Below are 13,064 nucleotides of genomic sequence, written 5' to 3'. Positions count from 1 at the left end.
CGATCGACGCGTCGAGCCCCGCTTCGCGCATCACGTCGACGAAGCCGTCGTAGCGCGCCGCCTGCACGCCGCTCGCCGAGCCGCCGACGATCACGCCGATCGTCCGGTGCCCGAGTTCGAGCAGATGCCGCGTCGCGATCCGCCCCGCCTCGCGGAAATCCACGGCCACGCAAGGCAGCCCCTCGGGCGGCGCATCGGGCCGCTCCCACAGACACAGCACGACCGGCACACCGCGCCGTGCAACGGCGACCAGATCCGGCAGATGCAGGTTCGCGTTGGTCACGAGAATGCCTTCGGAAATCGTCCCGGCGATCTGGTCGAGATACGCCCGCCCCTGCAACGGATCTTCGTTCGTATTGCAGACGATCAGGAACTGCCCGTTGCGGCGCACCGCACGCTCGACCGCGAGCGCGAACTCCGGATAGAACGGGTTCGCGATGCTCGACACCATCAGCGCAACCGTCGGCGCGCGCCCTTCCGCGAGCGCCCGCGCGGCCAGATGCGGCCGATACCCGAGCGCCTCCACCGCTTCCAGCACCCGCGCGCGCGTTGCGTCGCCCACCCGCCCGCGGTTGCGCAGCACGTTCGAGACCGTCGCGGCCGTCACGCCGGCGCGGCGCGCGACTTCATCCAGTGTTGCCATTGTCTGCTCACTATATGAGATGCCGATCCAGTATTTGCTTCGCTCACCGAAGCGGCGCACTATCGCCGCACACCCAGCCGCCCGTCCGACGGGCGCGACTCGGCCGCGATCGGGACCGGCTCTTTTTTTGATCGCGATGATTAAGCGCTTAAGCATTACGAAAGCGCATTAAAACATGGAGCGGAGACAATGGCGAGCATCTCGATGCGACGCGTGCAGAAAGCCTATGGCGAGCACGCGCCGGTCATTCGCGACGTCGATCTGGAGATCGGCGCGCACGAGTTCTGCGTGTTCCTCGGCCCGTCCGGCTGCGGCAAGTCGACCCTGTTGCGGATGATCGCGGGCCTCGAGGATCTGAGCGACGGCGAGCTGTCGATCGACGGCCGCCGCGTCGACGACGTGCCGGCCGCCGAGCGCGGCGTCGCGATGGTGTTCCAGAGCTATGCGCTGTTTCCGCACATGACGGTCTACGAGAACATGGCGTTCGGGCTGAAGCTCGCCCGCGTGCCGAGGGCCGAGATCGACCGGAAGGTGCGCGACGCCGCGCGGATCCTGCAGCTCGACACGCTGCTCGAGCGCAAGCCGAAGGCGCTGTCCGGCGGCCAGCGGCAGCGCGTGGCGATCGGCCGCGCGATCGTGCGCGAGCCCGGCGTGTTTCTGTTCGACGAGCCGCTGTCGAACCTCGACGCGGCGCTGCGCGGCCAGACCCGCGTCGAGATCGCGAAACTGCACCGTCAGTTCGAACGGGCGAGCGTCGTGTACGTGACGCACGACCAGACCGAAGCGATGACGCTCGCCGACAAGATCGTGCTGCTGCATACAGGCGCCGACACCGCGCAGCACGGCAGCATCGCGCAGGTCGGCGCGCCGCTCGACCTCTACCACCATCCGGCGAGCCGCTTCGTGGCCGGCTTCATCGGCTCGCCGCGAATGAACTTCCTGCCGACCGTCGTCGCCGCTTGCGACGCGCAGCACACGATCGTCACCGTCGTGCCGTCCGGCGAAACCTTCACGCTGCCGCGCGACGGTTCGGCGCTCGCGCCCGGCGCAACCGTCACACTCGGCATCCGCCCCGAACACCTGACGCTCGGCGCCGCGCACGACGCGACGGCGCTCGCACGCGACGTCGTGCTGGTCGAACGCCTCGGCGAGCAGACCTACGTGCACCTCGACCAGCCCGGCGGCACGCCGCTGATCGCGAAAGTGCCCGGCGACGCGCCGCTGCGTCGCGGCGAGCGCGTACACGCGCATGCGCCGGCTGCGGCCTGCCACCTCTTCACCGAAGACGGCCGCGCGGTGCCCGCGCGCGCCGACGTCCACGTCCACCACTACGCATAAGGATCCGGCATGCGCCTCGGAGTCTGCTACTACCCGGAACACTGGCCGGAATCGATGTGGGCGGACGACGCCCGCCGGATGAAGGCACTCGGCATCGCGCAGGTGCGGATCGCCGAATTCGCGTGGAGCCGCATCGAGCCGTCGCCGGGAGAATACGACTGGGGCTGGCTCGATCGCGCGGTCGACGTGCTCGGCGCGGCCGGTCTCGACATCGTCATGTGCACGCCGACCGCGACGCCGCCGAAGTGGCTCGTCGACCGTCACCCCGACATCCTCGCGGTCGGCGCGGACGGCCGGCCGCGCAAGTTCGGCTCGCGCCGCCACTACGACTTCTCGTCGCCGACCTATCTCGAAGCATCGCGCCGGATCTGCACGGCAGTCGCCGAACGCTATGGCCGCCACCCGGCCGTGCGCTACTGGCAAACCGACAACGAGCTCGGCTGCCACCAGACGGTCGTCAGCTATTCGCCCGCCGCGCTCATGCGCTTTCGCGAATGGCTGAAGGCGCGCTACGACACGATCGACGCACTGAACCGCGCATGGGGCACCGTGTTCTGGAGCATGGAGTACCGCCATTTCGACGAAATCGACGCACCGGTCGGCACCGTGACCGAAGCGCATCCGTCGCATCGCCTCGACTACCGGCGCTTCGCCTCCGACGAAGTCGCTCGCTATCACCGGATGCAGGTCGACGTGATCCGCGCGCATTCGCCGGGCCGCCCCGTCGCGCACAACTTCATGCAGCTCTTCACCGAATTCGACCACTACGACGTGGCGCGCGACCTCGACATCGCGACGTGGGACAGCTACCCGCTCGGCGCGCTCGAGGAGCAATGGTTCGCGCCCGACGTGAAGGCACGCTGGCTGCGCACCGGTCATCCCGATTTCGCGTCGTTCAATCACGATCTCTATCGCGGGATGTCGAAGCTGCCGTTCTGGGTGATGGAGCAGCAGCCGGGGCCCGTGAACTGGGCGCAGTGGAACCCCGCGCCGCTGCCGGGCATGGTGCGGCTGTGGAGCTGGGAAGCATTCGCGCACGGCGCCGGCTGCGTGTCGTACTTCCGCTGGCGGCAGGCGCCGTTCGCGCAGGAACAGATGCATGCGGGCCTGCACACGCCGGACGATCAACTCGACGAAGGCGGCCGCGAAGCGCAGCGCGTCGCGCGCGAAATCGCGGCGGTGCTCGACGCCGGCACGGATACCGATGCGAACGGCCTGGTGCGCGCCCCCGTCGCGCTGGTGTTCGACTACGACGCGAAGTGGCTGTTCGAAGTGCAGCCGCAAGGCGCCGATTTCCACTATCCGCGCTTCGCGTTCGAGTACTACTCGGCGCTGCGCTCGCTCGGCCTCGACGTCGACATCGTTTCCCCGCACGCGCCGCTCGACGGCTACCGGCTCGTCGTGGTGCCGCCGCTGCCGATCGTACCGGACGACTTCGCGGCACGGCTCGCCGCATCCGGGGCGCATGCGGTGTTCGGCCCGCGCACCGGCTCGAAGACCGCCGACCTGCGGATTCCGCCGACGCTGCCGCCCGGCCCGCTCGCGTCGATCATGCCGATGCGCGTGTGGCGTGTCGAGTCGCTGCGGCCGAACGTGACCGAGCGGATCGACGGCACGTTGCGCGACGGCTCGCCGCTCACCGGCGACGCGCGTCACTGGCGCGATCTCGTCGAGCTGCATGGCGACGACGACGCCCGCGGCATCGTACGCGCGCGCTTCGCCGACGGTCATCCGGCCTGCGTATCGCACGGCGCATTGCACTACTGGGCCGCGCTGTTCGACGACGCGACCACCGTGCGACTGTTCGCCGACGTCGCGGCCGAAGCCGGCCTCGCGCCCGCACCGCTCGGCGACGGACTGCGCATCAGCCGGCGCGGCGGCCTCACCTACGTATTCAACTACCGCAACACGCCGCACACGATTGACGCGGTGCCCCCGTCCGCGTTCGTGGTCGGCACCGCGCAGGTCGAGCCGCAAGGCGTCGCCGCGTATCGAAGCCGTTCGTAGCAACCGCCCCCGGCGCCGCGACGCGCCGGTCACGCACAACGACACACAGGACTGGAGACACACATGACACATCGCCCCCTTCGCGTCGCCGCCCGGCTTGCGACGGCCGCCGCCATCGCGGCCGCATCGTTCGGCGCGGCCGCACCGGCCAACGCGGGCACGCTGACGATCAACATCGCGTTCAAGGGCGCCAGCCAGCGCGCGGTCTGGCAGTCGACGCTCGAGGCGTTCCACAAGGCCCATCCCGACATCGACGTGAAGCCCACCTTCGTCGACGAGGAAGCGTACAAGGTGCAGCTCCCCGCGTGGCTCACGACTGTCGCGCCCGACGTGGTGAACTGGCACGCGGGCGAGCGAATGGCGTACTACGCGAAGCGCGGGCTGTTCGAGGACCTGAGCGGCGACTGGGCGAAAAACGGCTGGGGCGCAATGTACGCGTCGACGCGCGACGCATCGTCGTACAACGGCAAGCAGTACGCGGCGCCGACCGTCTATTACTCGTGGGGGCTGTTCTACCGCAAGGACCTGTTCCGCAAGGTCGGCATCGCCGACGAGCCGAAAACATGGGACCAGTTTCTCGATGCGTGCAGGAAGCTGAAGGCGGCCGGCATCACGCCGATCGCGGTCGGCGGCCGCGATGCGTGGACGCTCGCCGGCTGGTTCGATTATCTCGACCTGCGGCTGAACGGCAACGCGTTCCACCAGCAACTGATGGCCGGCGACGTGCCGTACACCGACCCGCGCGTGAAGAAGGTCTACACGACGTGGAAATCGCTGATCGACGCGGGCTACTTCATCGACAACGCGCTGTCCTACGATCTCGACGGTGCGCAGCCGTTCCTGTTCCAGGGCAAGGCCGCGATGATGCTGATGGGCACCTTCATCGCGGCGGGCTTTCCGCCGAACGTGAAGCAGGAAATGGGCTACTACCGCTTCCCGATCATCGACCCGAAGGTGCCGACCGCCGAAGACGGTCCGGTCGAATCGCTGCACATCCCGACCAAGGCGAAAAACAAGGCCGACGCGCATACGTTCCTCGCGTTCGTCGAAACGCCCGAGATGGGCGCGAAGCTTGCCGAAGGGCTCGGCTCGCTGTCGGCCAACAGCAAGTCGCCGGAGCCGGACGATCCGATCTCGCGAATCGGCTTCCGGATCCTCGCCGACACCCGGGGCGGCGTCGCGCAGTTCTACGACCGCGACATGACGAAGGAAATGGCCGACGAAGGGATGAAGGGGATGCAGCAGTTCGTCGCGAATCCCGCGCAGCTCGATTCGGTGCTCGCGCAACTCGAACAGACCCGCAAGCGGATCTACAAGAAGTAATCGCGTGACTCACGCGGCGGCCGTGCGCCGCCGCGTTCGCCCAGGAGGCTTGCCGTGTCCAGTCCGATCGCGTCCAGACCCGCCGAAACGCCAGCAGCACCGGCCGCCGCGCCGCCGGGCCGCGGATCACCCGCCGCGCGGCCCGCGCGCCGCCCGTCGCCGGCCGTGCGGCGGCAACGGCGCGCCGCGTGGCTCTTTCTCGCGCCCGCGTGCGCGATGGTTGCCGTCTATGTGATCTGGCCGATCCTGTCGACGCTGTGGCTGAGCCTCTGCAACTGGGACGGGATGACCGAGCGCACGTTCGTCGGCCTCGCGAACTACGTCGAGCTGCTGCACGCGCCGACGTTCTACACCGCGTTGCGCAACAACGTGATCTGGCTCGTGCTGTTCATGCTCGCGCCGCCGCTCGGCCTCGCGCTCGCGCTGTACCTGAACCAGGCCGTTGCCGGCATCCGGCTCGTGAAGTCGCTGTTCTTCGCGCCGTTCGTGCTGTCCGGCGTGGTCGTCGGGCTGATCTTCTCGTGGTTCTACGACCCGACCTTCGGCTTGCTCGCGCTCATCGCCGGGCACGGCATTCCGGTGCTCGGCGACGCGCGCTATGCGACGTTCGGCATCGTGTTCGCCGCACTGTGGCCGCAGACCGCGTACTGCATGATCCTGTACCTGACCGGCCTCACGTCGGTGAACCCCGAGCAGATCGAAGCGGCACGGATGGAAGGCGCGCGCGGCTTCGCGCTGCTGTGGCACGTCGTGCTGCCGCAGTTGCGGCCGACCACGTTCATGGCGATCGTCGTCACCGTGATCGGCGCACTGCGCAGCTTCGACCTGATCTCGGTGATGACGGGCGGCGGCCCGTTCGAAAGTTCGACCGTGCTCGCGTATTACATGTACGACCAGGCGATCAAGTACTACCGGCTCGGCTATTCCGCGGCGATCGCCGTCGTGCTGTTCGCGATCATGCTCGTCTACATCGTGTTCCAGTTGCGCCGCATGCTGCGCAACGAACAGTGACCACCCGGGGATTCGCTCATCATGTTTCCGACACCCGTTGCCCACTGGAAGCCGGTCTCGCGCCGGCTGTACAAGCTGTCGCTGCCCGTCGCGCTCGTGATCTGGCTGCTGCCGATGATCGCCGTGTTCGTCACGTCGGTGCGCTCGACCGAGGAGCTCGTCGAAGGTCACTACTGGGGCTGGCCGCGGCACTTCTCGATGATCGAGAACTATCTCGACGCGCTGACCACGTCGCCGATGCTGCATTACTTCTGGAACAGCGTGCAGATCACGGTGCCGTCGGTGCTGGGTTCGATCGCGCTGGCGGCGATGGCCGGGTTCGCGCTCGCCACTTACCGGTTTCGCGGGAATACCGCGTTGTTCGGCACGTTCGTCGCGGGGAACTTCGTGCCGGTGCAGGTGCTGATGATTCCGGTGCGGGACTTGTCGCTCAGGCTTGGCGTGTTCAACACCGTCGAGGCGCTGATCCTGTTTCATGTCGCGTTTCAGACGGGGTTCTGTACGCTGTTTCTGCGCAATTTCATCAAGCAACTGCCGTTCGAGCTGATCGAGGCGGCGCGGATCGAAGGCGCGGGCGAATGGACGGTGTTCTGGCGAATCGTGCTGCCGTTGATCCGCCCTGCGTTGGCCGCGCTCGCGATTCTCGTGTTCACGTTCGTGTGGAACGATTACTTCTGGGCGCTGTGCCTGACGCAAGGCGATGATGCCGCACCGATCACCGTGGGCGTCGCCGCGCTGAAGGGGCAATGGACGACGTCGTGGAACCTCGTGTCGGCCGGATCGATTCTCGCCGCGCTGCCGTCGGTCGCGATGTTCTTCGCGATGCAGAAACACTTCGTCGCGGGGCTGACGTTCGGAGCGACGAAGGGTTGAGCCGGCGCAGGTCGCAAATTCGCATCACCCCTCTTCATCGAGAGGTTGGCCCGCTTCGGCGGGCTTTTTTTACGGCGCGCGCTGGGACAGCGATGCATGACTGGCGCGACGTGCCCACGGTTCGACCACGGAATCTGCGAGCAGCATGTCGACGTTCCGATCGATGCTCAGTCGACCGCTTTCTCGTACAGCGACCACACGCGGCCGTCGGATTTCATTCCGACGCGGATAAAGCCGAGCGACGCGTAATAAGCGCACAGCATCGCGTTGTCGGCGGCGCAATCGAGTCGAACCCAACGCCGGTTCAGGCTGCGCACTTCGCGCGCGCACCAGTCGAGCATGAAGCGGCCGAGCCCGCGCCCGTTGAAACCGCTCCGCACGCACAGCCCGTGCACGTAACCGGCGATCGGTTCCTGCAGGCCCCAGTGCTTGTCGCCGTCGAAGGCCAGCGAAAACGTTCCGACCGACGTGCCGTCCAGGTCCACGACATACACCGCGGCCCGCATGACATGGTTTCGTACCCAAGTGTCGGAGAATCCGTCACCTTCCTTGCCCCACGCATCATCGCCGTGCGCGACTTTCTTCGCATGCGCGTCGTTGCGGATTCGTACCAGGACGGGCACGTCGTCTATCGTAGCCCGGCGCACGCTTGGCGAGGTCATCGTTGGGTTCTCCGCGGGGAAGGCCCGCTTTCGACCCGCTATCCTGCGCTGCACGGACGGGGCTTGTCCAGCCTCGCCGGTCGAATCAAGCTTTTCGACATGAACCCGTCGATCATCCACTCGATTGTTCGCGCCGCGAGCATTCCGGCGGGATAGCTATCGAGTTGACGGTATGCGATCACAACCCGCCCGAAAGGCGGGTTTTTGCTTTTCGGGCCCTGAACGGAGTGCCTGGAAATGACGCGTGAGAATCGCGCAGCCGGCGCGGTCGACATCGAAGACCGGGGACATATCGCAAATACGGTATCGTGGACGAGCGAGCATCGCCCCATTCGCTGAACCGGAACCCCGCATCAAGGTGGTTCCGCTGTATCCCTACAGGAGAACGACGTGGAAACCGGGAAAGGCGCCCTGAATACCCGTGACGAACGCCCCGCGTCGCTGCCGGACACCGGCGCAACGCACGTTCTCGTCGAGTCCATCGTGCAAGGCGTGGCGCGCTTCGGGATTCCGGGTTCGACGAGCTGGCCTGCGATGCAGGAATCGCTCGACGACAGTGGCGGCTTGTGGAAACTTTCGGCCGTGCTGGTCCCCGTCGTGATACGGCCCGCGCCGACGATTCTGCTCACCAAGCGCTCGTCGAACCTGAGCGAATACGCTTCGCACGTGAGCTTCCCCGGCGGCCGCCCGATGGCGTCGGATCACGACGTGGGGTGTACCGCACTCCGCGAGGCCTTCGAAGAGATCTGCCTTGAGCCGGGCGCTGTGCGGCTGGTCGGATGTTTGCCTATTCACAAGACAAGAAAGCGCAATCACGCCATCGTCCCGGTGATCGGCCTCGTTTCCGCTACGGCCGCATGGGCGGCGGCACCGGCCGAGGTTGAAGAGATCTTCGAATTTCCGCTCGCCACGCTGTCGAATCCCGACTTGCCGCGGCAGTACGCGGACGGCGAGCGCACCGGCGCCTGGTATTGGGCAGATCAGCAATACGATATCTGGGGAGTGACTGCCGTCATTCTGAATTCCCTCGCGGAACTGGTACTGGCAGCCGCGCACGGTGCGGGTTCGCGTCGGGCTTGAGGTCGATTCGTCAGATGTGGTCGGCGGCCACCGGGCACGACCCTTTACGGTCGAATTCAGCGTGAGTCGCTTCCGGTTCCGCCCGTCGTCGAAAGCGAATGCCATGTCGCATCTTCCAGGCGAAGGGTGCCCGGACCATATGAAATCAGGCCATCCGCTCGCGCGGCAAGGACGTTGCCCGAATCCCGTTCGTAGAGAAACCACTGCTCGACCGACGGATCGTCACCATATGGCCGGGTTTTCAGTTCGCCGCCCAGGTCGAAACCGAACACCCAGGATTGCGGGTTCGCGCCCCGCTCGACCGACAGCAACTTCTGCCCGTCGATTCCGCGCGTTGCGAGCGTAATCGCATCGTCCGGTGATTCGCTCCAGGCGAGTTCTTCGCCATTCAGCGTGATCGACCAGTGGCAGCAATAGATCCACAGATGCCAGCTACCGGTCACCGTCACCAATCTGCGCGCCGCGAGCGCTCGGACGCGTTCGGACGACGCGAGTGAAGAGACGTCCGGTTCTCTCGTCTGAAGCTCGGGCGTTCCAAATTCCAGCGTCAGAAAGCTCCCGTGCCCCTTCCTGACCAACCATGCGGGATGTCCGTAGACCGGCGCCCAGATGCGATTGAAGTCCGCGAGATCCAATTCCTTTCCCCTTGTCGTTAGCTGGATCGAGCGCCCCGTCGGCTGCACCCGATGACCGGTTCGACGACTTCGAGCCGGCACGCCGGTTTCATTCCCGCGAAACGCGTCCCATACGCTTACACCCCACCCGCTCGCTGCTCCCTCAACCGCACATCCACCGACCCGATATTCTTCTCGTGCGCGACCAGCATCAACGACAGCGCGTGATGTATATCCGGGTCGGCGAGCGTCGGCAGCAGCGCCTGCAGCTTGCGCACGACCCACCTCTGACCACGGTTCAGAAACGCCATCCGCTCGGCCAGATCGTCGATCGCCATCGCCTTCTCATGGAACGAGCCGGTTGCCCGCGTGGGCGTCGCGCCGAGCGTGCGGATCGCGTCGACAAGCACGCTGCACCAGTGCGCTTCGTCCTGGCGGATATGTGCGATCAGACGATGGAGCTCGGCATCTTCCGTCACCTCCGCCGCCGTCTCCGATGCAACGCGAGCCCCCGCGCGCTCCGCTTCCAGCAATTCATCGAGCACCGCCAGCAACGCCGCACGATGCGCGTCCGACTCGCCTGCCGGTGCAGCCGCCGCCCCTTTCTCGACGCTCGCCGCCGCATCCAGCACGATACGACGCAGCACGTCGCCGGCCGATTCGATCGCACCGATCCGCCCTGCCCCCGTACCCGCATACAGCGCCATCGCTTCGAAATCGCCGGTCATCGTACGCAGCGGCGAATCCGTGCTGAACAGATAGATCGGCCGCCCTTCCTCGTCGCCGATCACGACGCGCTCATCGCCGAACGGATCGCCGCGCTCGCCGCGCGTGACACTCGACGGCAACACACGAACCCGCGCACCGCGTGGCCAGTTGATATGGAAGATGTCGGTCAGCTGTGCGTCGCCTTCACGCGCGTCGACGATCCGCTGCTGGTGATACGCATGCGCGAACGATTCATGCGTTGCAATGAACGCGGTGCCCATCACCGCGCCCTGCGCGCCAAGCGCCATCGCGGCGGCCACGTCCGCGCCATCGACGATCCCGCCCGCCGCCAGCACCGGCAACCGCGTCGCGTGAACCGCTTCGGGCAACAGCTCGGCCAGCGGCCGATCGCCGCGCACATGGCCGCCAGCCTCGTGCCCCTGAACGATCAGCGCCTGTGCACCGGCCGCTTCCGCCGCGCGCGCATCGTCGAGCGACCCGACCTGATGCACCACCCGCACGCCCGCATCGCGCAGACGCCGCACGACGCCCGGCATCACGTCCCAGAACAGCGCAATCACGGGCACACGCAATTCGATGCACGCATCGAGCTGTGCATCGAGCAGTTCAGGCGGCGTCGATGCAGGAATCAGGTTCACGCCGAACGGACGCTCGGTGGCCGAGCGAACCAACCCGACCTCGCGCCGGATCAGCGCGACGGGTTCACGCACCATCCCGAGAAAACCGAACCCGCCGGCGGCACTCACCGCACTCGCAAGCTCGGCCCGCGCAACGCCGCCCATGCCGGCGAGCACGATCGGCCATGCACAGCCGAGCAGATCGCAGACAGGGCGATGCAGGATCTGGACGGCGCGGGCCTCGGGCCCGTCGCCACGCGTCGGAATCGACATGCAGCGTCCTCCTTCAAGGATCGGCGGCGCGTCACGGTCAACCGCCAAAGCACGTGTCGCGTAAAGGCGAAACGGGTCGTGCCGGGCCATGCATCAAATAGATCATATTGCGACATATTCACGCATCAGGCCACCTCGCGATGACGACTTCATTGACGAGCGTCATTACGGCGACGGCCGCTCCAGCGTGCGCTCGCCTCAAGTCCAGCCTTCGAGCCGCAGCGTCGAGCGCACGAGCCGCTGTTCCTCCTGTTCGATCTCGCGCAGATAGTCGACGCACTGGCGGATATGTTCGCTCGCGGCCTTGCGCGCCTGATCGGGCAACCGTCCGGTCACCGCGTTGTAAAGCCGCGCATGCTGGCGGTCGATCTGCTTCTTCAACGGCTCGCGGTGATAGAGATTGTTCACCGACGCGAACACCGAACTGAGCAGCAGATCGGTCAACGATTGCAGCGTATTGACGAGCACCGGATTGTGGGATGCCTCGCAGATCGCGAGATGGAACGCATGGTCGAGCTTCGCGCGCGCGGCCGGATCGAGATCCTGCGCGTCGGCTGCCGTCATTTCCTCGTAACGGCGCCGGATCAGGATGAAATCGGCCGGCGTGCCGCGCAGCGCGGCGAGCCGCGCGGCTTCGGTCTCGAGCATCCCGCGTACCTCGAACAGGTCGTACAGCGTGCGCGGCTGCGAACCGAGCAGATGCATCATCGGCGAGACTTCGCGCTGCGGGGTCAGGCTCGCGACGAACGAGCCCTTGCCGTGCGTCGTATCGATGATCCCGCGCGCGCGCAGCAGCTTCATCCCTTCGCGCACCGCCGTGCGCGACACGCCGAGCTTCTCGGTGAGCCGCCGCTCGGACGGCAGCGCCTGGCCGGCCTTGAGCACGCCGTCGACGATCAGCTGCTCGATCCGCTCGGCGACGACGTCTGCCACATTGCGCGCCGGCGCCTGTCGATCCTGCATTTCCATACTGGTATGACCACTCAGGAAGAATCTCGGCGATTTTCGCACAAACCCTTGTTGTTGTTCGGTTTTTTGACTTCCCCGATACCCGCTTCCGGATGCCGCACAAAAAACTGGTATGACCACTTGCGTGACGTCTGGACACGCCCGCACGTCCCGCCAAGAATGCCGTCCATCCGGCGCGCCGCCACCCGTGCGGCCGCCTGCATGGTGGAGACGGAGACACACGATGAGTTTCACCTACGACGAACGGATCGACGGCCCGCTGGCGACGGTCGATCGCGACACGCTCGTCGCCGCGCTGAACGCGGCGGCGCCCGGCCTCGACGTGCTGCACGAGCGCGAGGCGCTGAAACCGTTCGAATGCGACGGCCTCGCCGCATACCGCACGGTGCCGCTCGCCGTGGTGCTGCCCGACACGGTCGAGCAAGTGCGCGCGGTGCTGCGCGTCGCGGCCGCGCACGGCGTGCCGGTGGTCGCGCGCGGCGCGGGCACCGGCCTGTCGGGCGGCGCGATGCCGCTCGAAAAAGGCATCCTGCTCGTGACGGCGAAGTTCAACCGGATTCTCGACATCGACCCCGATGCCGGCATCGCGCGCGTGCAGCCCGGCGTGCGCAACCTCGCGATCTCGCAGGCGGCCGCGCCGTACGGCCTCTACTACGCGCCCGATCCGTCGTCGCAGATCGCATGCTCGATCGGCGGCAACGTCGCCGAAAACGCGGGCGGCGTGCATTGCCTGAAATACGGGCTCACGGTGCACAACATCCTGAAGGTCGAGATCCTGACGATCGACGGCGATACGCTGACGCTCGGCGCCGACGCGCTCGACGCACCGGGCTTCGACCTGCTCGCGCTCATCACCGGCTCCGAAGGGATGCTTGGCATCGTCACGGAAGTGACCGTGAAGCTGCGGCCGTTGCCGCCGAGCGTG

12 protein-coding genes are annotated in these 13,064 nt (G+C 66.6%); 7 read left to right on the top strand and 5 right to left on the bottom strand.

The features are described 5' to 3' along the window. Positions 1 to 643 (bottom strand): LacI family DNA-binding transcriptional regulator (locus tag J7024_RS34400; RefSeq protein WP_234745880.1); only part of this gene is annotated, 643 nt, incomplete at its 3' end. Positions 644 to 832: 189 nt separating this feature from the next. Between J7024_RS34400 and J7024_RS34395 the strand changes: the two genes are divergently transcribed. The 5 genes from J7024_RS34395 (at position 833) to J7024_RS34375 (ending at position 7,195) form a co-directional block, all read left to right on the top strand. Further along, complete coding sequence (locus J7024_RS34395) at positions 833 to 1,981, top strand: ABC transporter ATP-binding protein (protein WP_124826763.1); 1,149 nt, start codon at positions 833 to 835, stop codon at positions 1,979 to 1,981. Positions 1,982 to 1,990: 9 nt separating this feature from the next. After that, positions 1,991 to 3,988, top strand: a complete 1,998-nt coding sequence (locus J7024_RS34390) for a beta-galactosidase (RefSeq protein WP_124826764.1) — start codon at positions 1,991 to 1,993, stop codon at positions 3,986 to 3,988. Positions 3,989 to 4,051: 63 nt separating this feature from the next. Beyond that, complete coding sequence (locus J7024_RS34385) at positions 4,052 to 5,311, top strand: ABC transporter substrate-binding protein (protein WP_124826765.1); 1,260 nt, start codon at positions 4,052 to 4,054, stop codon at positions 5,309 to 5,311. A gap of 54 nt (positions 5,312 to 5,365) precedes the next feature. After that, positions 5,366 to 6,322 (top strand): carbohydrate ABC transporter permease, encoded by a 957-nt coding sequence (locus tag J7024_RS34380; RefSeq protein ID WP_124826766.1) that lies wholly within the window; start codon positions 5,366 to 5,368, stop codon positions 6,320 to 6,322. Between the two features lie 21 nt (positions 6,323 to 6,343). Beyond that, entirely contained in the window at positions 6,344 to 7,195 is an 852-nt protein-coding gene (locus J7024_RS34375) for a carbohydrate ABC transporter permease (RefSeq protein WP_175750602.1), read from the top strand. Between the two features lie 167 nt (positions 7,196 to 7,362). Here the strand turns inward: J7024_RS34375 and J7024_RS34370 are convergent, their stop codons facing one another. Further along, positions 7,363 to 7,977, bottom strand: coding sequence for a GNAT family N-acetyltransferase (locus J7024_RS34370; protein WP_233410049.1), 615 nt, complete (start codon positions 7,975 to 7,977; stop codon positions 7,363 to 7,365). 270 nt (positions 7,978 to 8,247) lie between these two features. Between J7024_RS34370 and J7024_RS34365 the strand changes: the two genes are divergently transcribed. Beyond that, positions 8,248 to 8,937: an NUDIX hydrolase gene (locus tag J7024_RS34365; protein ID WP_233410050.1), complete on the top strand. Its 690-nt coding sequence runs from the start codon at positions 8,248 to 8,250 to the stop codon at positions 8,935 to 8,937. Positions 8,938 to 8,993: 56 nt separating this feature from the next. Here J7024_RS34365 and J7024_RS34360 read toward each other — a convergent pair whose 3' ends face one another. From J7024_RS34360 to glcC, 3 genes are all read right to left on the bottom strand, one after another. Continuing rightward, positions 8,994 to 9,572 (bottom strand): hypothetical protein, encoded by a 579-nt coding sequence (locus J7024_RS34360; RefSeq protein WP_124826767.1) that lies wholly within the window; start codon positions 9,570 to 9,572, stop codon positions 8,994 to 8,996. A 116-nt stretch (positions 9,573 to 9,688) separates the two neighbouring features. Next, the gene (locus J7024_RS34355; protein WP_175761882.1) at positions 9,689 to 11,170 is read right to left on the bottom strand and encodes a nitronate monooxygenase; all 1,482 of its coding nucleotides are present in this window, start codon (positions 11,168 to 11,170) and stop codon (positions 9,689 to 9,691) included. 198 nt (positions 11,171 to 11,368) lie between these two features. Continuing rightward, the gene (glcC, locus tag J7024_RS34350; protein WP_098554359.1) at positions 11,369 to 12,139 is read right to left on the bottom strand and encodes a transcriptional regulator GlcC; all 771 of its coding nucleotides are present in this window, start codon (positions 12,137 to 12,139) and stop codon (positions 11,369 to 11,371) included. Between the two features lie 223 nt (positions 12,140 to 12,362). On the opposite strand from glcC, the gene J7024_RS34345 reads away from it, so the two are divergent. Next, on the top strand, positions 12,363 to 13,064 hold a 702-nt coding region (locus J7024_RS34345; protein ID WP_234745879.1), incomplete at its 3' end, for an FAD-binding protein.

This window comes from Burkholderia sp. WTPI3, assembly GCF_021483755.1.
GTDB lineage: Bacteria > Pseudomonadota > Gammaproteobacteria > Burkholderiales > Burkholderiaceae > Burkholderia.
Note: the sequence above shows the minus strand (reverse complement) of the source record. Positions and strands in the feature narration are given on the sequence as shown.

Coding starts and splice junctions, on each gene's coding strand:
- J7024_RS34390 (WP_124826764.1), top strand. CDS start 1,991: ATGCGCCTCGGAGTCTGCTACTACCCGGAACACTGGCCGGAATCGATG.
- J7024_RS34395 (WP_124826763.1), top strand. CDS start 833: ATGGCGAGCATCTCGATGCGACGCGTGCAGAAAGCCTATGGCGAGCAC.
- J7024_RS34355 (WP_175761882.1), bottom strand. CDS start 11,170: ATGTCGATTCCGACGCGTGGCGACGGGCCCGAGGCCCGCGCCGTCCAG.
- glcC (WP_098554359.1), bottom strand. CDS start 12,139: ATGGAAATGCAGGATCGACAGGCGCCGGCGCGCAATGTGGCAGACGTC.
- J7024_RS34375 (WP_175750602.1), top strand. CDS start 6,344: ATGTTTCCGACACCCGTTGCCCACTGGAAGCCGGTCTCGCGCCGGCTG.
- J7024_RS34385 (WP_124826765.1), top strand. CDS start 4,052: ATGACACATCGCCCCCTTCGCGTCGCCGCCCGGCTTGCGACGGCCGCC.